The following is a 20,424-nucleotide window of genomic DNA, read 5'->3' on the forward strand; positions in this document are numbered from 1 at the left end:
CTGCTTCCGCAGCTGTTCATGCAGTCTATTTCATTAAGGTACATGAATCGATTTGACATGGTCAAAATGGAGAAATATCGCGTCGCCGCTTGCCGTAACCAGCTCGATCATATTCTGGTCTATATCGCGAAGCACACCCGTCTTATTCGGATTATCCCCTAAGTCGAGGACGACAAACTCACCGATGAGCTTGCGAAGCTGTTGATCGAATGTGCGCGCGAGCGTGATCGGGGATGGCTTGAGCGGGAATTGCGCAGCCGTTAACGAGTACGGTGTAGCATGCGGCTCATAGGGAATCAAATACTTAAGATGCTGCAGCGAGACGATAACGGTATGATAGACCGGCGTATAGAACACGAAAAAATCGTTCATGACCGTCGTTACATATCCGTGAATGGACTTGCTTCCCGTTATATAGATTTCCGAGAACATTCCCTTCGAATTCATCAATATTTTACGATAGGATATCGGATCAGAATAAGAGTCGAATGGCAAATCAGGAACGACAATACTATCAATTCCTTGCTCCGAGACTCGCATTTGCTTCATATGAATGAGAGGAATATACATAAACTGCTTGCCGGTATACAGCACCAAAATATCTTGTCCAAAGTCCACTGCTCTTCCGCGAATGAGCTCTTGGTTTCCTGAAACGATCAGCTCAACGTTATGACCTAGCAGCGGTTTACAGTTTTTCAAGGCGAACAACCTCCTCTATTGCCCGAATATACAGGTTACTATATTTATATGAAAATGGATTGCGAGTGGTGCTAGATTATTATCTATTTATTTCATATGTTAATAGACTTAGTCTTCAGGCTCAGATGCGCAGTGACCGGACAACATGCCTATGAATAAGGTAATACGTACTGATGCCTAGCCGCCATGGCGGGGCATCATCCTGTGTGCCTTGGGGGCTGATTGCGTGATTACAGAAACATTGACTGTCCGTTCCATTACGATGAACGAATCCGATCTTTATGAGCTGCGACGGGACGGATGGAGCCGGTCATTCAAGCAAGCAAAGCTGCAGATTGGCGATAAGGTCCATACCGCGCAAATCGGACTTAGAGGCGGCCATACGCGCAATTATCCGAAGAAATCATTCGAAATTCGGGTCGATGACGGGATGACCTACCATTGGAACGCGGAGTATGACGACCCATCGATGATTCGAAATGCGTTGTCATTCGCTTTTTTTAATCAAATTCATGTTCCGGCTCCGAAAACAAAGCCAATATGGGTAACGATTAACGGCGTGCAAGAGGGCGTCTATCTGGAGATTGAAGCGGTGAACAGCCATTTTTTTGAGAAAAGGGATATTGGTTTTCGCTCGCTTATATATGCCGTACATGATCATGCCGATTTCGGTCTTATTGAGCCGGACAGCAAACAGAGGAAACCGTCGTTATTTGGCGGCTACGAGCTAGTTATGGACGCGGGAGATACGAAGAAGCGGCTTGTCTCGTTCATAAGGAATTTGAATCAACTGTCCGGTCATGAATTATTTGAATATCTTAATCGCCGTCTCGATATCAAGCAATATTTACGCTGGCTCGCTGGAGCTGTGTTAACGGGCAATTATGACGGCTTCGATCAGAACTACGCGCTTTATGAAACGCGTACCAGCAAGCGGTATCGGATTATTCCATGGGATTATGAAGGTACTTGGGGAAGAAACTGTTATGGCAAGGTGTGCGGCAACAATCTTGTTCGGCTGCAGGGCTATAATACGCTGACCGACACTTTGTTCACCTTCGAGGGCTGCCGCAGAAGCTACGGAGCCATCATGAAGAGACTGCTCGATGAACAATTTACGCATGAGAAGTTGGATCCGCTTATTGAGAAGATGCATCAGCGCCTGACACACGCTATTCGCAGCGATTATACGCGCAAAGCAAGCTACGACAGCTTCCTGTCGGAGCCTGAATTCATACGCGATTATATCGATGATCGGCGAGAAATGCTTCGCGAAGCGCTGCGGCAGTGGTACTAACGGATTAACATAGCTATCTCAGAAAATCAAAAAATACCCATGCTCAAATATCTTTCGCCCGTATCCGGGGCAATGCATAATACGCGCTTCCCGGCTCCAAGCTTCTTAGCGACCTGCATAGCCGCCCATACGGAAGCGCCTGCAGACGGACCGACAAGCAGACCTTCGCTAGATGCTAGCTTACGCATCGTCGATAAGGCATCATCATCGGATACTTGGATAATTTCATCATAAACAGATGTATTGAGAATACTCGGCACGAAACCTGGACTTGTGCCTACCAGCTTATGCGGTCCCGGCACGCCCCCCGATAGTACGGGAGAGCCCTGCGGCTCCACAACCGCGATATGCAGATGAGGCAGAAGCACCTTCAACGTCTCGCCTGTACCCGTTATCGTACCGCCTGTACCAGCGGTTGCTACGAAGGCATCGAGACGTCCTTCGGTCTGCTCCATAATTTCAAGCGCCGTTGTGCGTCTGTGCGCATCGGGATTTGCTTCGTTCTCGAATTGATTCGGTATGTAGCTGCCGGGCAATCCGGCATGCAGCTCTTCCGCCTTGCGTATCGCGCCCGGCATCCGCTCCGCTGCAGGAGTTAACACAACCTGAGCGCCGTAGGCCTGGAGCATCTTTATTCTCTCCACGCTCATATTGTCCGGCATAATCAGAATAAGCTTATAGCCCCTCGCTGCCGCGGTCATTGCGAGCCCAATACCGGTATTGCCACTTGTGGGCTCGATAATCGTATCGCCCGGCCGAATCAGATTTCGTTGCTCCGCATCCTCAATCAGTGAATATGCAGCCCGATCCTTCACGCTGCCGCTCGGATTGAAGCGCTCCAGCTTCACGCACACCTCTGCGCTGCCTTCCTCGACAATTCTCTGCAGCGCGACAACAGGCGTATTGCCGATCAATTGTGTAATATCAGAAACGATTCTTGGCATTCGTTCATTCCTCCCTACTTATAATGTTTTTTTGCAGAAATGGCCGCATAAACCACCATCCTGCGATCGGTACGACACCAACCCCGAACATCAGCCACGTAACGGCTCTTGGCGAATCGTTAAGCGGCAGCACAATTAAGTACATCGACAACCCGATCAAGCGGCCAATCACGAGTCCAGCTTCCCTTAGAACAATAAATTCCTCGCGCTCGCGCGCACTCTCTTCCGATTGCCCGATCAAGTCGAATACACGTGTTGTCATCGGAATGATGTACAACGGTATAAACAAGGACGTGCCGATCCCGAACATTAGCAGCGTCATGTATGATACTTTCCAGAACAAAGGCAAGATAACTGCGGCAATCATAACGGCACCGACCAGCATCGCTAGCTTGTGATTTTTTTTGCTCAGCTTTTTACCGATAAGCCAGAAGCTCACTAAGGCAACCAAAGACGTAATCAGCGAGTACGATCCGAGCTTGCTCTCGTTCTTCGTAGCAATGAAGACCGTAAGTCCCACAAGAAACATAAATACACCCTCGCGAACGCCTTGTGCTGCAATTGCAGGGAACATGCGCCGCCATGGGTTTCCTTTGGTCATCAATTGCTGAATGCCATGCTTCCAATTGTATGTGCCTTGACCATGCTTCTTCTTTAGCCAGAAGCTAAGTACGACGCTTATAGCGAAGATGACGAGTGAAATCGTAAAAATAAGTCGATATCCTTGCTCATCCTTCATTCTCGTAATCAAGAAGCCCGATACCCATGGCGCTACAATACCCGCCGCTGAGCCTAGCAGTCCTGCCCAGCCGTTGAATCGGTCGCGAGTATCCGGGTCGGTTACTTCGAAGTAGACGACGTTGAATGCCAGCCAGAACATGCCAAGCGACATGCCGCTTAACATGCCAAGGGGTAAGACATAGGTCTTGGCAGCCGTGCCTAACATTAGCACAACGCTGTAGAAGACACCCGACATTAAGATGCCAAGCCTCAGACTGTGCATCTTGTTGTGCTCTTTAACCCATTTCCCTGCGACCCAGAACGTTAATCCGCTAATGACGTATTGTCCTAAGGTGAACCAACCGATCACCATATAAGAACCGCCGCTTGCTTTCCATAAGTAGACGGGCACGAACGTCCCCGACAGCGCGTTAGCGATGCCAAACAACGCCTGCACGATGAGCAGAAGCGCGGCTTGACGATCCAATGATTTGGCCAAAACGATTCCTCCCGCATATCGGCGTCAGAATTACGTTTTGTAACATTCCCTTAAAGCGCTGGACGCATGCCCGTCCATATTTGCCATTGATTATTCCGGCTTAGCAAGCCGTTTAAGAAGCTGCTGACGATTAGATGGGCTTAGCATTGATGACGTGTGGAAGCATGACGGGCATACATACCATACAAGCTCAAGCGGAGCTGGCAATACGGGCTGTCCGAGTACAGGAGATACGGCCGGCTTGAATTGATCGCCGCCGATCGACTGCGTGCCTGCCTCCAGCATAAACTCTCTGCAGCTTGGACATTCCGGCACTTCATCCTGCTCGTCCGTAATTCGTTGCAGCGTGCTCTCTAGAGCAAGCGAAGATCGATCTGTATTTCTGTAGCCCTCGCCTTCCGCAAGCCAACGCTTATGGCCATGGTCATGGCTATCGGAGTCATCTTCCTCATCCTCCTGCCATTGATCGCTGCCCTCTTGCTCCTCTTCCTCTGCTTCTTCCTCTGTTTCTCCACCAAGCTCTATCGTACGATAGCTGCTCAGCTCATTGCCGCAATGCGGACAATGCTTCTCCGGGCCAAATTCCGGATCCCATGTAATTTCCGTCAAACACCATGGGCAAATAACTTCCTCGCTCATTGTTAGCGCTCCTTAATTGTTAATTAAATAAATGACGCCGAATACGAAAAATAAAATAGCTACAACGAGCAAAATACGCCACAAATATTTCATGAACTATGCCTCCAGCCGCTATATAACCGTAGCCCCGATCACATAAGAAAGGGAGATCGAGATGACCATGGCAATCATACCGACAGCTCGATTATCGTTTTGAATTTCATCGTCGATGCGAAACACTGGCGTTAGAAACTCGAACAAGAAGTACGCCGCCAGCAAAATAATAAATCCAAACGCGCCCCAAATAAGGCTCTGATACACCGAATCGTTCGCCTCGATGGAGAAGCGGAAAATATTGCAAATACCGAATATTTTGCCGCTGGTCGCCATTGCCACTGACACATTGCCCTTCTTGATCTCGCTCCAGCACCTGTACTTCGTCACCAGCTCGAATACAGACAAAAATACAATGAGCGATAGAACGGTAACCGATACATAAACGAGAGATGCGGCAAATTCATTGGTTAGCAGCTTGTCGACTTCATGTTCCATCCCTAATCCCTCCACCTGATGGCTAATTGGCTGGCTGTCGGGAGGCGAACGAAACGGTTATTTCAATTCTGCCACCGTAACGCCTGCGCCGCCCTCGCCATAATTGCCTAACCGGTAAGTCTTCACATGACTATGCTTGCGCAAATATTGCTGAATGCCCGTACGCAGCACGCCAGTACCTTTTCCGTGAATAATATAGACTTGGCCTAGACCCGATAAGAAAGATTCGTCCAGGAAGCGGTCAACTTCCATAATGGCTTCCTCTAGACTCTCTCCGCGAAGGTCCAGCTCCATTCTTACGTTTTCGTCGCGAGAACGTTTCAAACTTGCAGCTTGTTTCGGCTGCTGCTGCTTGACAGCAGCGGTCGTAGACTTCAGCAGCTCCATATCGTCAAGCGCTACCTTCATCTTTAATATGCCAAGTTGAACCGTCGCTTCTGAGCCATGTATCTCCGCTACGATACCTTTCTGGTTCAAGCTGTACACCATAACCTCATCGCCGGCTTCAATTTTAACCGGCTTGCTGCCAGCGCCTCCGGCTGCTCCGCCGCGTTTGGGCCTAAGCTGCTCAGGAGTGGCATCGTCGAGCTTGCGCCTTGCCTCGATCAGCTTATGCTCCTTAACCGATGCGCCCTCTTCAAGCGCCAGCTTGCGCAGATCGGAAATAATCTGCTCCGCCTCGCGCTTCGCTTTCGCGACCGCTTCTCGTGCCTCTTCATGCGCCTTCTGCAGCACTTTCTCCTTCTGCTCCTCGAACTTCAACCGCTCGGCCTCATGCTTCGCTTGCAGCGCCTCTACTTGTCTGCGCAGCGACTCTGCCGTCTGACGCTCCGTTTCGGCGCTGAGACGATTCTCCTCAAGCGAGGCAATCATGCTCTCCACGCGCTGATCGTCTTCGCTTACCTCGCCCCGTGCACGATCGATGATATCCGTCTGTAAACCCAGCCGCTCTGCAATGGCGAACGCGTTGCTTCGGCCCGGAACGCCAACGAGCAAGCGATAGGTAGGGCTAAGCGTAGCGACATCAAATTCCATGCTCGCGTTAATGATGCCTTTGCGATTGAAGGCATATGCTTTCAACTCGCTATAGTGAGTGGTTGCCACAATACGGCTTTCCTTCGCATGGATGTGTTCCAATATTGCAATAGCAAGCGCCGAGCCTTCTGCAGGATCGGTACCCGCGCCAAGCTCATCAAGCAGCACTAAGCTCTTCGAGGTCATCGACTTTAGAATACGTATGATGTTCGTCAGATGGCTTGAGAACGTACTAAGGCTTTGCTCGATGCTCTGCTCATCGCCGATATCGGCATAAATCGCATCAAATACGCATAGCTGGCTGCCTTCCTCCGCTGGTACGAACAAGCCTGACATCGCCATAAGGCTAAGCAGGCCGATCGTCTTCAACGAGACCGTTTTGCCGCCCGTATTCGGACCCGTTACGATAATCGCCGAATACTGATTCCCCAGCTCGACGTCGATCGGAACGACCTTGTCACTCGCCAGAAGCGGATGGCGTCCGCGCTTCAGCTTCAAGAAACCTCTATCATTCATTCGCGGCTGCGTCGCTTTCATTTCATGAGCCAGTCTTGCCTTAGCAAAGGCAAAGTCAAGCTGTGCGAGCAGCTCCTGATTAATAAGCAGGTCTTCCACATGATCGGCGGTGAGCGCCGTCAACTTTTGCAATATTTTCTCGATCTCCCGCAGCTCGCCCGCTTTGAGCTCGCGCAGCTTGTTGTTCATCGCAACAATCGCTTCCGGCTCGATAAACAGCGTTGCTCCAGACCCCGATTGGTCATGTACAATTCCGCCAAAGCTGGAGCGGTATTCCTGCTTAACCGGAATAACATAACGATCGTTGCGAAGCGTCACGATTGCGTCCTGCAGCATCTTTTGCACGGAAGAAGAGCGAATCATCTGCTCCATCTTCTCGCGTATGCGCGATTCTCCGGAACGGAGCTCGCGGCGAATCGACGCAAGCTCCGTGCTTGCGCTGTCCATCACTTCCGCTTGGTCGTCAATACAGTCGAAGATCGCATCCTCAAGCGGCTTATTCTCCGTTAATTGTTCCGCTTGGAATTGCAGCATCGGTATCGGGTGATCCTCGTGAATAACGCCGATATGCTTCTTCACACGGCGCCCGCCGCGCGATGTCGAAGCGATGTTCAGCAGTTCCTCGGGATTAAGCGTCCCGCCGATTCTTGCTCGGTGCAGCGGCGATGTAATATCGGTTATGCCGCCAAAAGGGGCGCTCCCCTTCAAGCGGTCAGCCGTATACGCTTCATCCGTCGCTTGCAGCATCGGTTTTACGGCCTCCAGATCGGATACCGGCTGTAACTGCTCCGCCGCGGCTTTGCCCAGCGAAGTAGCTGCATGATGCGTCAATTTATGTATGATTTTAGGAAATTCTAATGTCGTTAAAATTTTGGTGTCCAACCTTTAACACTCCTCTCGCCCTACTATTATAGCCGAACCGCGCGTTCGTTGCACGATATGATGCCCTTTCCATACATAAAAAACAAGCTAAGGGTCACAATAAAAACGAACATACTTAACCAACCCGGCTTTTGCTTCACAGAAGCTAAGAAGGATTGCTTCAAAAAATTTTAAGCGAATGCTTACGAAGCAAGTTTTTTGCTTCACAAAAAAACTTTAGGAGGATTCAAATATGAGTTTCATCGGTCATGTCGTGCGTTTCGTCGTGTCGGCTCTTGTGTTGATGGTTGTTGGCTTCATCGTTCCGCAATTCAGCGTCGGCGGCTTTTGGAGCGCATTGCTGCTCGCGCTTGTCATTGCGGCGCTCGGCTGGATTGTTGAAGGCATCTTCGGCAAGCGGGTTACGCCGTTCGGACGCGGTATCGTCGGCTTCATCGCCAGCGCAGCCGTCATCTGGCTTGCCCAGTTCATCGTAGGCGGAGTGACGGTTACTTGGCTTGGAGCGATCCTTGCCGCGCTTGTGATCGGCATTATCGACCTGTTCATACCGGTCAGCACGCCATATGAAGCAGGCCGCAGCAGAGATCGCGATTAACGACAGCTGATTAACTTTTAAGATACGCTAAGCCCTTGAGAGCGGATTGCGGCGATCAAGGGCTATTTTATGCGTTCATTCTGCCTCTGTTTTCGCAAAAAATCACATGAAATTCATAAGTTTGTCAAACACCTGTTGCAGCAACTGCTGCGATTATACGCTAAAATAAGGTGTACAAACATTTTCCAATTTGGAAGGGGAACTTTGAAATGAAAAAATGGCTGCTATTTGCTGCCGCATTGTGCCTAGTCGCTGTACTCGCTGCATGTGGAGCAAAATCGGATAATCAAGAGAATGCCGGCAACGGCGATGCAGTTGCTGCCGATTCCGGCGCTGCCAGCGCAGAGGTTGTTATCACAGCTGCGAACTGGGAGTTCGATCAGAAGGAATACAAAATAAAAGCGGGCGAAGCAACGAATATTACGCTCAAATCAACAGACGGCGTACATGGCGTTAAGATCGATAAAGTCGACAACATCGCAACAGGCCAAACCAAAACGGTTACGGTCGCAGAGCCTGGTACTTATGAAATGATCTGCAGCGTCCCTTGCGGCAACGGCCACAGACAGATGAAAGCAACGCTCGTTGTAGAATAACGCTATTCGCAGGCAGACTGGCACTCTTTTAGTTTGCAGCATAGCCTAATCAAGACCTGCCGGCAGGCAGGTCTTGATTGCTTTTACGGGCATAAACTAAAGTTATCAGCAAGCTTGCATTCACACGAATTATACTTCGCTGTGGGGCTGTGCGAACGGGGCAGAGCGCTATATCATTTTTACTTTAGTTATGTGTAAAAATTTCTAATGGCTTATCCTCTTCCCCTGCTGCACCGCCTCTGATAAGATGGTCACAACATAAATGATGATTGGAGGAATGGTGATGGGGGTATTAACTAATCGAGTCGCCATTATAAGCGGTGCAGGAACAGGACTTGGCCGCGCAGCATCTATATCGTTCGCGGCGGAAGGCGCTGAAGTCGTCCTTCTCGGACGCCGGGCGTCGAAGCTTGAGGAAACGGCGCAGCTCGTCAAGGAGCGTACCGGCAAGGACGCCTTGCTGCTGCAGACGGATGTCTCCGTTGATCACCAAGTCCAGCATTCTATCGAATTGATCTACGAGCAGTTCGGCCGCGTCGATATTTTATTGAATAATGCAGCCGTATTGGAGCCAGGAACGGTGCTTGAGCTCACATCGGAAGAATGGCAGAATCAAATCTCTGTGAATCTCACAGGTCCCTTCCTATTATCTAAAGCGACGCTGCCTTTCATGCGCAAAGCCAAATACGGCAGAATTATTAATATTACATCCGGCCTATCGTGGAATGGCGCAGGGGGCTATGCTGCATATAGCGCGGCCAAGGCAGGACTCGAGTCGCTTACGCGCACGCTCGCAGATGAAGAGCATGAGCACGGCATACTCGTCAATTTGTATAACCCAGGTACCCTGCGCACCGAGATGCACGCCACCGGCAAAGATCCGGCGATCGTCACTCCTGACCTGATCCGACTGGCTAGCTTGCCACCGGGCGGACCGACCGGCACCATTCTATCGTACGGCTAAAGGCTATGTTCTGACGACTACTAAAACCGCCGCGTGAGTTCCTTATTGGGATACGAATCCGGCGGTTTTTGCATACCGTACAGCGCGAACGATGCTGGTTCAATTCGACAAAATACCGTTACAACCGCTTGTCTGGCGAAATCCCGCGAATACATTCGACATTTTACCTGTGAAACGACTAGCCGCTAACCGACAAACGTTTGAGTGGATTTTGTCCAATGAAACAGACCTATTCAGCAGAAAAGTAACTTTTGAGTGGAAAACTTACAACCAAGACTCCTCATTCTGCTCCATTTCAATAACCCAGCTCTATTTGCCTGTACTAAATCCATTCACAAGCCTATGACTCGAACGAATCGTCTCATTTAATTGGATAAAGTCCATTCTAATACACTGTCATCTAGCATTATGCAATAATCCCCGAATTCGAATGCGACGGCTTCAACCGTTACTATCGAATCGGGGATTATTTTTATTCATAGGCTAGCTGCGTTCGATCAATTCGATCCATTCATTGTATTCCGTCTGCAGCTTCGAATACTCCTGCTTCAACTTCTGATGCTCTTCAACCAGACGGTCATGCTCCTGCAACAGCTGCTCGGCAGCGTGAGATGCTTCATCAAGCTCCATCACGAGTTGACCCGATTCGCCGTTCAGTTCATCCTTCCGACTGGATGCGGAGGCTACCTCCGACATCGCGCGGGCGAGCTCGTCGCGGAGCGATTCCTCCTCGGCTTCCTGCGCCTGCTTCTCGCGCACGAGCCGGTCAGCCTCGGCGGCGTTGCGCTGCGCTTGCTGGCGCTGCTCATCTAATTGCTCGTTCAGCTCGCTTAGGCGAGCATCCGCCGCCTCCAAATGCTGCGAAGCAATACGCTCGCGCGCCGCAGTCACTTCCAGCTGCTCCACGAGCTCAAGCTCGCGGTTGCCGATTTCCTCCAGCTCCTTGCGAATGGCCGCCTCGCTTGCAGCTGCATTCTGTGCTCGCTCCTGCAACGATTCCAGCTCGCTCTCGAGCCGTTCAAGCTTTGCTTCCAGCTCTCGCGTCTGCTTCTCGTAATCATGCCGCTGCTGATACAGCTGCTCCTCCGTCATCGCTTGAAGCTGTTCAAGCTTCTCACTGCTCTCCACTTGAAGCTGCATGTAGCGCTCGCCAGCTTCGGAGCTCGCTTGCTCCATACGCTGCTGGAATTCTACCTTCAGCTGGCTGTCACGAGCGTCCCGAGCCGAAAGCTCCTCGCGCATTGCTTGCAGCTCAGCCTCATGCTGCCCTGCCAGTCGTTCGGCGCTCTCCTCGAATTCAATCTGGGAAGCCAACTGCTGCTCCTCCAATTGCTCCTTGCTTCTTGCTTGCAGCTCCTCAAGCGCCTTATCCTTGTTTCTCCGTTCGTTTTCAAGCTCTGATTGCCATGCAAGACGCTGTTCGTCCAATTCGACCTTTGTCTGCTCGCGCAGCTCATTTAACTGCGCGAGTGCGGCCTCAGCAGCTTGTTCCAGCTCAATCTGCAGATTCATCTGCGTCTCTTCATGCTCACGAACCGCAGCATCCAATTTCTCTTTGTACTCCGCTTCAACAGCTGCCAAGCGAGTGTTTAGCAGTTCTACGGCTTCCCGCTGTTGCTGCTCGAGAGCCCCCGCATTCCGCTGAACAAGCTCCTCATTCTCAAGCTGCTGCTCCAGCAGCTCTTCTTCTAGCTGAACGCGCTGCTCTTCAAGCTGGCTCGCCTTGCCCGCAGCCTGCTGATACTGCTCGCTAACCGCTGCCAGCTGCTCCTCCGCAGCCTTGCTCTGCCTCTCAGCTTCGGCAAGCGTTAAGCGCTGCTCTTCAAGCTGGCTCTCCGTCTGACGCAACTGCGCAATCACATTTTCGCTTTTTGCTTGAAGCTCCGCAAGCTCAGCTCGCGTTTCCTCCAACTCACTATCACGCTCACCGCTTACCTGCTCCAGCTTGGCATACGATGCACGGAACGCCTCTTCCTGCTCCAGCGCTTGACCGATCTGCTCGTCTGCTAGCGCAATTCGCCGCTCCATCGCTTCCTTGTCCGCATCCCAGCCTTGCTGCAGCTCGGCTGCTTGCGCTTGAAGCCTTGCCCGCTCCTCCAGCCAGCCGTTCCGGCGGCGCTCAAGATCGGAGCGGAAAGTCTGCTCCGCTTGAGCGGCCTCATCCTTCAACGCTTGCTCCCTCTCGGCCGCTTGCTGCTCGCGTTCAGATGCGGCAGCAGCCGCCTCAGCCAGCCAACTTTGCTCCCGCTCGTCCCACTTGCCTTGCCATTGCTCTGCAAGCGCGGCTAGCTCTGCCGACTTCTCATTCACGATAGCGCCAAGCTGCTCTTCCTTGGCTAGCTCCAGCTCAAGCAACGCTTCCTCTTTCGCGCTAGCCAGCTTGCTCAGTTCCTCGTCCATCACGCGTTTGAACTCCGCTAATTCCTCGTCCTTAACCCGCTGTAGATCGGCAAGCTCCAATTCCTTAACGTGCTTAAGCTCCGCAAGCTCTTCATCCTTCGAACGAGCAAGCTCCGACAACTGCTCTTCCTTCTCGAAGCCGAGCGCGGCAAGCTTTGCTTCAACCTCAGACTGCAGCGCCGCAAGACTCGCTTCCTTCTCGCTTAACAGCTCCGACCAATGTCCGTCCTTAGCAGCGGCAAGCGCAGCAAGCTGCTCTTCTTTCTCTTGCAGCAGAGAAGCAAGGCGCCCCGCTTGCTCTTCCTTCAGCCTTGCAAGCTCCGCTTGCTGCGACTCGCCTGCTTCCTTCATCGATTGCTCATGCGCTTTCGTTTGCTCAGAGGCAAGCTCCATCATGCTTGCCATCTCGGCTTCAGCCGCAGCCTTCGCCTCTGCAAGCTGCTCCTGAGCCTGCTGCTTCAGCTCCGTAAGCTCCGCTTGTATCGTTGCCGCTTGTACGACTGACTGCTCCAATTGCTGCGTGGCAACAGCCAGCTTCGCTTCCTCCTCCAGCAATCTTGCATTGTCGCGGCGCAGACGGAACACTTCCTCCGTAATTTGCACCGCAGACAGAACCGCCAGCTTCGGCATATCGAGGCGCGGGTAACCCTTCGCCAGCTTCTTCATGCTCTCATCGATCGCGCTTGCGACTCGCTTCATGTATTCAACGTTTGTATGGCCTTTAAGTTTGTATTGGACTCCATATATATCAACTGTCACTACTGCTTGATCAACATCCATTTAGGCGAATCCTCCCATTATCCAAGTCGCTTCACATGAGGTTATTTATATCCGCGAAATACCGCTCCTAGGAGCGGATCTCATTGCGGATATAGGGTGCACGTATTGCTCCATAAAAAGATGGAAAATCCTTCTTCCTACAAGCAAATATGTGCATAATAAAGCCGCATCGAAGCTCACTAGGAACTATTTCGATGCGGCTTTAAAGGTTTCCTGCCTACTTGCGCAATTCCGCTGCAAAAGATTGTTCTAATTTCACAACAACCTGTTCATGCAGCGCCGATACCTCTTCATCGGTCAAAGTACGCTCGCCATGACGGTATACAAGCGACAGTGCAATGCTCTTCTTGCCCGCTCCGAGCTTCTCCCCAGTAAACACGTCGAACACCTTCACCGACTCCAGCAGTTCGCCCGCCGTCGACCACGCCGTCTCCGTCAAATCTCCCGCTGCAACGTCCTGCGATACGACAACTGCGATATCGCGTGAGATTGCCGGATAACGAGGAAGCGACTTATACACGATATCTGAGCTGGCCAGCTCGTAAAGTGTATCCAAGCCGATCTCAAGCACATACGTATCAGCTAGATCAGCATCCAGCTGAAGCGCCGGATGCAATTGGCCGACATACCCGATAATTTCCGAGCCTTTCGCAGTTGCGATGCGCACAGCTGCTGTGCGGCCAGGGTGGAAGTGCTCCGGCTGAGCCGCTTCATATGTTACGCTGCCCGATACGCCAAGCACCGAGAACACCGTTTCAAGAATACCCTTCGCATCATAAAAATCAACCGCGACCGCCTTCTGATTCCATTGCGATTCCGTACGGTTTCCTGTCAATAACGCAGCGAAGCGATGCTTCTCTTGCGGCAGATGCGTCAGCTGTTCTTCGTCGGTATGGAACACGCTGCCGATCTCGAACAGCGATGCCGATTCGTTCTTACGATTGCGGTTATACGCCGCTGTCTCCAGCAATTGCGCGATCAGCGTCGTCCGCAGCACGCTGCGCTCCTCGCTCATCGGCATCGACAAGCGAACGGCCTTCGCTCCGCCTGCTAAGCTTGGGAACAGCTTCGTCCGTTCAGGGCCCGTGAACGAGTAGCTTACGACCTCGTGCAAGCCTGCATCCGTCAGTCGCTTGCGCAGCTCGCGGCGAATCGCTTGCGGCTTCGTCAGCGCGCCTGGCGTAATGTCGCCGTGAATCGGCGTCGTTGGAATGTTATCGTAGCCGTAGAGACGCGCTACCTCTTCGATCAGATCGACAGCGCGGGTAATATCTCCGCGGCGGGTAGGCACTTGTACCGTGAATACGCCGGCATCCGAATATTCGTATGCGAAGTGAAGACGGCCGAATATCGTTTTCACTTCCAAGTCGGACAGCTCGGTACCAAGGTAACCGTTAATTTTGTCCAAAGACACTGCAACGGAAGACGGCGCAGTTGCTTTCGCTTGAACCTGAACGATTCCCTCCAGCACGAGGCCGCTTCCAAGCTCCGCCATTAGAGCCGCAGCGCGGTCGAGCGCCGGGATTACGCGGGCTGGATCAACTTCCTTCTCGAAGCGGATGCTCGATTCCGAGCGAAGACCAAGCTGGCGCGATGTCTTACGAATCGTTCCGCCGTCGAACTTCGCCGACTCCAGCAAAATATTAACCGTTTGCTCCGTAACTTCCGTACTCGCACCGCCCATAACGCCTGCAAGCGCAATCGGCTGCTTGCCGTCGGTAATAACGAGCATATGAGGCTCCAAACGACGCTCCTGGTCATCAAGCGTAACGAGCGTCTCTCCTTCACGGGCTAGACGTACATCAATGCGTCCGCCTGGAACGAGATCCGCGTCGAAAGCATGCAGCGGCTGGCCGTATTCGAGCATCACGAAGTTCGTTACGTCAACGATGTTGTTGATTGGTCGCACGCCAGCGGCCATCAGACGATTTTGCAGCCATAACGGGGATGGACCGATCTTAACGCCCTTAATATATCTTGCCGAATAATGCGAGCATAGATCGGCTTCGCTAATGCTAACCGCAACATGATTCTCGGTTTTGTCAGACGTATGGTTAACCGTCGTATCAGGCAAGCGAACCTCGCGTCCTGTAAGCGCGCCAATCTCATACGCAACGCCTAACATGCTTAGGCAATCCGAGCGATTCGGCGTCAGGTCGAGCTCCAGCACTTCGTCGTTAATGCCGAGCACGTCAGCGATTGGAGCGCCGATATGCGTTGATTCCGGCAGCACGAGAATGCCTTCCTGTTGATCCTTCGGCAGCAGCTTGTCGTTCAGACCGAGCTCTTTCGCTGAGCAGATCATGCCTTGCGACTCAACGCCGCGCAGCTTCGCCCGCTTGATTTTGAAATCGCCAGGGAGCACCGCTCCGATAACGGCCACAGGCACGCGTTGACCTGCATCGACGTTTTTGGCGCCGCAAACGATCTGAAGCTCCTCGCCCGTACCGACATCGACCTTACACACATTCAGCTTATCTGCGTCAGGATGCTTTTCTTTCGACTTCACGTAGCCGACAACAACACCGGTAACGCCTTTATTGCGGGATTCCACGCCGTCAATCTCGATACCGCCGCGTGTCATTTTCTCCGCCAGCTCTTCGGCTGTGAAGCCTGCAAGCTCGATATATTCATTCAACCATTTATAGGATACTTTCATAATTGGCTAGCTCCTCTCTCTTCGTCACATTCTCGCAAATTGGCTTAGGAAACGCAGATCGTTCGTATAGAAATGACGGATGTCGTCAATGCCGTACTTCAGCAGCGCGATACGTTCTACGCCCATGCCGAATGCGAAGCCGCTAACCTCTTCCGGATCATAGCCGCCCATTTCAAGCACGCGCGGATGCACCATGCCGCAGCCGAGAATTTCGAGCCAGCCCGTTTGCTTGCACATCCGGCAGCCGTTGCCGCCGCATTGCACGCAAGTAACGTCAACCTCGGCGCTTGGCTCAGTGAATGGGAAGAAGCTTGGACGAAGACGGATTTGCGCTTGCTCGCCGAACATTTGCTGTACGAATTGAAGCAATGTGCCCTTCAAGTCGCTCATGCGAATGTTGCGGCCGATGACCAGCCCCTCGATCTGATTGAATTGGAACGAGTGTGTCGCATCGTCGTCATCGCGGCGATATACTTTGCCCGGGCAAATAACCTTAATTGGCGCGCCATTGCTCGCCTTCATCGTACGAACTTGAACCGGCGACGTGTGCGTACGCATTAAGATATCGTCCGTAATGTAGAACGAATCCTGCATATCACGCGCTGGGTGATTTTTCGGCAGGTTAAGCGCCTCGAAGTTGAAATAATCGGTCTCAACCTCTGGTCCTTCAGCTATCGAATAGCCGAGGCCGATGAACACGTCCTCGATCTCTTGCGCGACTTTGTTAAGCGGATGCACCGAGCCTGTCGGCAGCGCTTTGCCTGGCAAAGTGACGTCGATCGTCTCCGCGCGAAGACGGTTATTCGTCTCCTCCTGTTGGAACGCTTCTTGCTTCTGCTCGATTACGGTTTCAATAGCAGCACGGACATCATTGCCGACTTGACCGATAATCGGACGCTCCTCGGCGCTTAGTCCGCCCATGCCGCGCAAAATTTCCGTCAACGCGCCTTTCTTGCCCAAGTACTTGACGCGCAAGTCGTTCAGCTGCTGCGGATTTTGCACTTGCTCAAGCTCCGCAAGCGCCTCTACGCGCAGTCCTTCCAATCTTTCCTTCATCGTTATCGCCTCCGTAAGTGTACTTCCAACCAGCCATATAGGCACAAAAAAAGGCCCTCTCTCCCCGAAGGGACGAAAGAACCGTGGTACCACCCTAATTCGGATCGCCTCCAAGACTAAACGTCAGGCAAACAATCCCTTAATCCCATAACGGCGGGAACCGGACACTCCCTACACGCGCGCTCTGCGTCACAACTCTTGACGTAAAGGCGTTTCAGGCGTCTGCTCAAGAGTGAACTTCGGCAGCCTAGTTTCACATAAACGCTCTCAATCTACGGCGTCTACTCCCTGTGCGAAAGCACTGCTTACTTATCTCTATCATCGCTTTCAATCCATATTAAACATTAATCTTTATTATATGCAATAAGGCGAGCGGTTGCAACCTCATTCGCAATCACGAATCGTCTGAAGCAAGCCGCTGCCATTACCGCTAGCTGTCAATTCGCATCATCATCTCTTCAAGCAGCCTGATACGGGCGAAGGAAGCGCGCAGCAGCCCGATGCCTATCTCCGGATACAGCCTGATTAGCCGCTCTACTTGATCGCCGGCAAGCTTAAGCACGCGCACCTCGCCAAGCAGCGACTGCGCCGTTACCGACGAAGCGGTGCCATCGAGCGCTGACGTTTCGCCGCACACATCGCCTGTTCCGAGCACGCCGATCGTCCCCTCCCAGCCTGCCGCGGAAACGCTTGTCAGCTCGACATTGCCTTCCACGATCACATACATCGCAGGGTTCGGTATGCCGCGCTGCAAGAGCGGCGCATCATCCGGGTACAGCTGCTCGACGGAAATATTCGCGATAAGTCCGAGCTCCTCCAGCGACAAGTCTGCAAAATAAGGGACCTGCCTCAAAAACACGACTTTATTCAAACGGGTCATCATCTGCTGGTCGCCCATATTCCCTTGTCCCCCCTCGACTGCTGTATTCGAAATCGCTGCGTGATCGGACTCACCGACCGGTAATGCACCGGATGCGATTTCCCGCCACCAGTCGTCTCGTGAGGTCAGCGCCGGTTCAAGCATCGCAATGGCGGTTTCATCATCATTCACTTCGCCATCTTCATCGCTCTCCTCGTGCGTACTCACCATAAGCTGAGAAAGCCTTCTATCCCCTATGCCCTCTGCGAGAACTTCCCAAGCATTGCTACGGATTTCTTCGTCGGGATTGTCTACCGCCCGCTTAATCGTATCAACGACCTGCTCATCGGCAAGCGCCGCGAGCACGCTCCACGCACCGTCGAAAATGAATGCACATACCTCTTTATAACGAAGCTCCGCGAGTGCCGCCAATTCCTCCTTACCCAGCTGCTTCAGGGCAATCGAGAATTTCGCGGCCACATTCAATTGGCTAATTCGAACGAGCACATCCTCAATCAATGTCGTTCGAACCTGCTCCTCAGGCAGCAGAACAGCCAAAGCCGATACCGTTGCTTTCCATCGCTTCGCTGACGCTTCCGGCAAGCTGGCCATCAGCGGCTCTATCGCTGCGCTTCCCATGTGTATGAAGCTCTGCGTCGTTGTCCTCAACATCTCTTGATCCATCAGCGGCAGCTTCTCTAGAAGCTTAGGGATGATCTCAATATAGCCAAGCTTCCCTAAACACTCGATGGCCGCGACACGTGATGCGGGATGCCCTTCCCAGACAAGCCTTTCCACCTTCGGAATGAACGTATGCAGCCCCAGCTCTGAAATAACCGGGCATAAGTATACGGACGTTTCGTCTCCTTGATCCAATATCCGGTCAATGACCTCGGAGCAAGCCTCGATGCTCGGCTCATTGTTGAAGCTGTACATTGCTTTGACCGCCTCGGCGACAACGCTCGGATGACGATCCAATAGCTTTTGCCTTAAAAAATAAAACGCATGATGCTCCAGATGCTTCATTCTCGCAATCTGACGGACTCCCTCCGCACGCATCTCGTCATCCGGATCTTCGAGGAAAGCGGCGACCTTCGCCATCGCGACGAGATCCGCATTCTCTAGATTCATCGCTCTGACCGCGGCAACGCGAATTCGCGGACTCGGATCGTCCATCATCGCAAGCAGTTCCTCCGCATCTCGCGGATCCTGCATCCTGCCAATAAGCTGAAGCGCAATTTCTCTAGCTGTATCGTCCTTATGTTGCAGCAAGCGTCGCACTTCCGTCATAGCGGCAGAGTTCCCGACAAATTCTTCGAAGGATTCAGCAAAATCCTGTTCGCCGATCGACTGCACGCTATTCACAAGCTCGTTCATATAGTGTCGTCTTCCGAGCCACGCCAGTACGAACAGCAGCAGCGCTACGCCAAATCCGACAATGGATAAAGCCGTCCATGACAAGCGTAAACCCGAATGCAGGAACAATAGCCCCGCTCCGATCAGAATGCCAGCCGATGCCGCAATGCCTTGCGCCGCATACCTGTAGCTGTCCCTTTGCGTGAGAGGAAGCGTTTTGAAAAACAACTGATACGCGGGCTCGGCCCAGTAATAATAGAGCAGATAGATTAGGATATAACCTCCGGATATGAAAGGCAGCGCTGCCGCGCCGCCGATAAAGATGGAGGCCGCCGCGAATGAAATAATGTTGACGGCGGCTATCGCCGTCAGCATTTTACTTGCGCCGAATCTCGCCATCAGCTTCCCCGATACGATCTGCAATAGGAAAGCGAGTATGTACAGCACCATCGTAATCATGCCGAAGTAACGGCTGAACGATTGCTCATCCGGATAGGAGTCCTTTGTGACAATGAGAAGCTCGTATTCAATCAAGAAATACAGAGCTGGCATAAGCGACATGATTAATATAACTATTAATAGGAAAGGTGAACGCAATGCATGCTTGAACACCGTTCCGGTTGAAACCATCTCTTCTTCTTCCCGATCGGACTCAATCTTAAGCGACAATGGAACGAGATATTGGGTGATGACTTTATTGTAATTGCCCCAGGAGACCAGAAGAAACACGGCGCCAACGGCATAAATTACGGCAGGACCGAACACAAGGCTGATCAATTGTGCAAGCAAACCGGCAGTAATACCGCCAAGTGTGGTCGCTCCGATGAATACCGGCATCAGTCGCTTCGCCTGCTGGGTTGAACATAGATCGACAGCCAGCCCCCATAACAGAATCGTTTGCTGTCTGACGACAAAGTTGGACAAGATGAACATCACAGGATAAAACCATTTGAATTCAACGCCAAAGCTCTCAAAGCTCATTAAAATGATAGAGTTGACTACGACGATGCCAATCATTGTCCCGAACATAACCCGCATGAGCTGCGGCTTCGAAAGCTTCCCCGCAAGCCACGACAGCAGCCATGCCTCGAGCGGCAATAGAATTGCTTCTATGACATAAACATAGGATAAATAATCGCTGCCGAACCTCTGATTGAACAGCGCCATAAACCCGTTATAATTCAGCGTTTCCGCTATGCCGCAAATGAAGAATACGGGAGCCATCATAAGCAGCTTACGGTAATCTTCCGGTCTTGAATTAATAGCGCGCAACAATTGTACTGCTTTCATAGCGATTAAACCGTATTCCGGCTGTCAATCTCCCGGATATCCTCTTCTTCATAATACGCCAAATATTCGTCTATTCTCGTAAATGGCACTCCTATTTTCGCGGTATG

General features: G+C 52.0%; 14 protein-coding genes. 4 read left to right on the top strand and 10 right to left on the bottom strand.

Annotation, left to right across the window (positions count from 1 at the left end):
- Positions 1 to 33: 33 nt before the first annotated feature.
- Positions 34 to 699, bottom strand: a complete 666-nt coding sequence (locus V8F51_RS08030) for a DUF2642 domain-containing protein (protein WP_337099651.1) — start codon at positions 697 to 699, stop codon at positions 34 to 36.
- Positions 700 to 925: 226 nt separating this feature from the next.
- Here V8F51_RS08030 and V8F51_RS08035 point away from each other — a divergent pair, with 226 nt between their 5' ends.
- Entirely contained in the window at positions 926 to 1,996 is a 1,071-nt protein-coding gene (locus tag V8F51_RS08035) for a CotH kinase family protein (protein ID WP_337099652.1), read from the top strand.
- Positions 1,997 to 2,022: 26 nt separating this feature from the next.
- Here the strand turns inward: V8F51_RS08035 and cysK are convergent, their stop codons facing one another.
- The 5 genes from cysK to V8F51_RS08060 form a co-directional block, all read right to left on the bottom strand.
- Positions 2,023 to 2,940 (bottom strand): cysteine synthase A, encoded by a 918-nt coding sequence (gene cysK / locus V8F51_RS08040; protein ID WP_337099653.1) that lies wholly within the window; start codon positions 2,938 to 2,940, stop codon positions 2,023 to 2,025.
- Between the two features lie 4 nt (positions 2,941 to 2,944).
- On the bottom strand, positions 2,945 to 4,159 hold the full coding sequence (locus V8F51_RS08045; RefSeq protein ID WP_337099654.1) for an MFS transporter: 1,215 nt from the start codon (positions 4,157 to 4,159) through the stop codon (positions 2,945 to 2,947).
- Positions 4,160 to 4,249: 90 nt separating this feature from the next.
- Positions 4,250 to 4,798 carry a hypothetical protein gene (locus V8F51_RS08050; protein ID WP_337099655.1) on the bottom strand — a complete coding sequence of 183 codons (549 nt, stop codon included), beginning with the start codon at positions 4,796 to 4,798 and terminating at the stop codon, positions 4,250 to 4,252.
- A 111-nt stretch (positions 4,799 to 4,909) separates the two neighbouring features.
- Positions 4,910 to 5,329, bottom strand: a complete 420-nt coding sequence (locus V8F51_RS08055; protein ID WP_337099656.1) for a DUF350 domain-containing protein — start codon at positions 5,327 to 5,329, stop codon at positions 4,910 to 4,912.
- A gap of 57 nt (positions 5,330 to 5,386) precedes the next feature.
- Positions 5,387 to 7,762, bottom strand: coding sequence for an endonuclease MutS2 (locus V8F51_RS08060; RefSeq protein WP_337099657.1), 2,376 nt, complete (start codon positions 7,760 to 7,762; stop codon positions 5,387 to 5,389).
- A gap of 232 nt (positions 7,763 to 7,994) precedes the next feature.
- Here V8F51_RS08060 and V8F51_RS08065 point away from each other — a divergent pair, with 232 nt between their 5' ends.
- The 3 genes from V8F51_RS08065 to V8F51_RS08075 all read left to right on the top strand — a co-directional run bounded on the left by V8F51_RS08065 (position 7,995) and on the right by V8F51_RS08075 (position 9,917).
- Entirely contained in the window at positions 7,995 to 8,357 is a 363-nt protein-coding gene (locus tag V8F51_RS08065) for a phage holin family protein (RefSeq protein WP_337099658.1), read from the top strand.
- A gap of 209 nt (positions 8,358 to 8,566) precedes the next feature.
- Complete coding sequence (locus tag V8F51_RS08070) at positions 8,567 to 8,953, top strand: cupredoxin domain-containing protein (protein ID WP_337099659.1); 387 nt, start codon at positions 8,567 to 8,569, stop codon at positions 8,951 to 8,953.
- Between the two features lie 283 nt (positions 8,954 to 9,236).
- Positions 9,237 to 9,917, top strand: coding sequence for an SDR family NAD(P)-dependent oxidoreductase (locus V8F51_RS08075; RefSeq protein ID WP_337099660.1), 681 nt, complete (start codon positions 9,237 to 9,239; stop codon positions 9,915 to 9,917).
- 483 nt (positions 9,918 to 10,400) lie between these two features.
- On the opposite strand, the gene zapA is transcribed toward V8F51_RS08075, so the two are convergent.
- From zapA to V8F51_RS08095, 4 genes are all read right to left on the bottom strand, one after another.
- Positions 10,401 to 13,097 (bottom strand): cell division protein ZapA, encoded by a 2,697-nt coding sequence (zapA, locus tag V8F51_RS08080; protein ID WP_337099661.1) that lies wholly within the window; start codon positions 13,095 to 13,097, stop codon positions 10,401 to 10,403.
- A 217-nt stretch (positions 13,098 to 13,314) separates the two neighbouring features.
- On the bottom strand, positions 13,315 to 15,756 hold the full coding sequence (gene pheT / locus V8F51_RS08085) for a phenylalanine--tRNA ligase subunit beta (RefSeq protein ID WP_337099662.1): 2,442 nt from the start codon (positions 15,754 to 15,756) through the stop codon (positions 13,315 to 13,317).
- Between the two features lie 24 nt (positions 15,757 to 15,780).
- Positions 15,781 to 16,812 (bottom strand): phenylalanine--tRNA ligase subunit alpha, encoded by a 1,032-nt coding sequence (gene pheS, locus V8F51_RS08090; RefSeq protein ID WP_337099663.1) that lies wholly within the window; start codon positions 16,810 to 16,812, stop codon positions 15,781 to 15,783.
- A gap of 430 nt (positions 16,813 to 17,242) precedes the next feature.
- Entirely contained in the window at positions 17,243 to 20,317 is a 3,075-nt protein-coding gene (locus tag V8F51_RS08095; RefSeq protein WP_337099664.1) for an Npt1/Npt2 family nucleotide transporter, read from the bottom strand.
- Between the last annotated feature and the right edge of the window lie 107 nt (positions 20,318 to 20,424).

Origin of the sequence: Paenibacillus sp. YIM B09110, assembly GCF_037167145.1 — a bacterium.
Lineage (GTDB): Bacteria > Bacillota > Bacilli > Paenibacillales > Paenibacillaceae > Pristimantibacillus.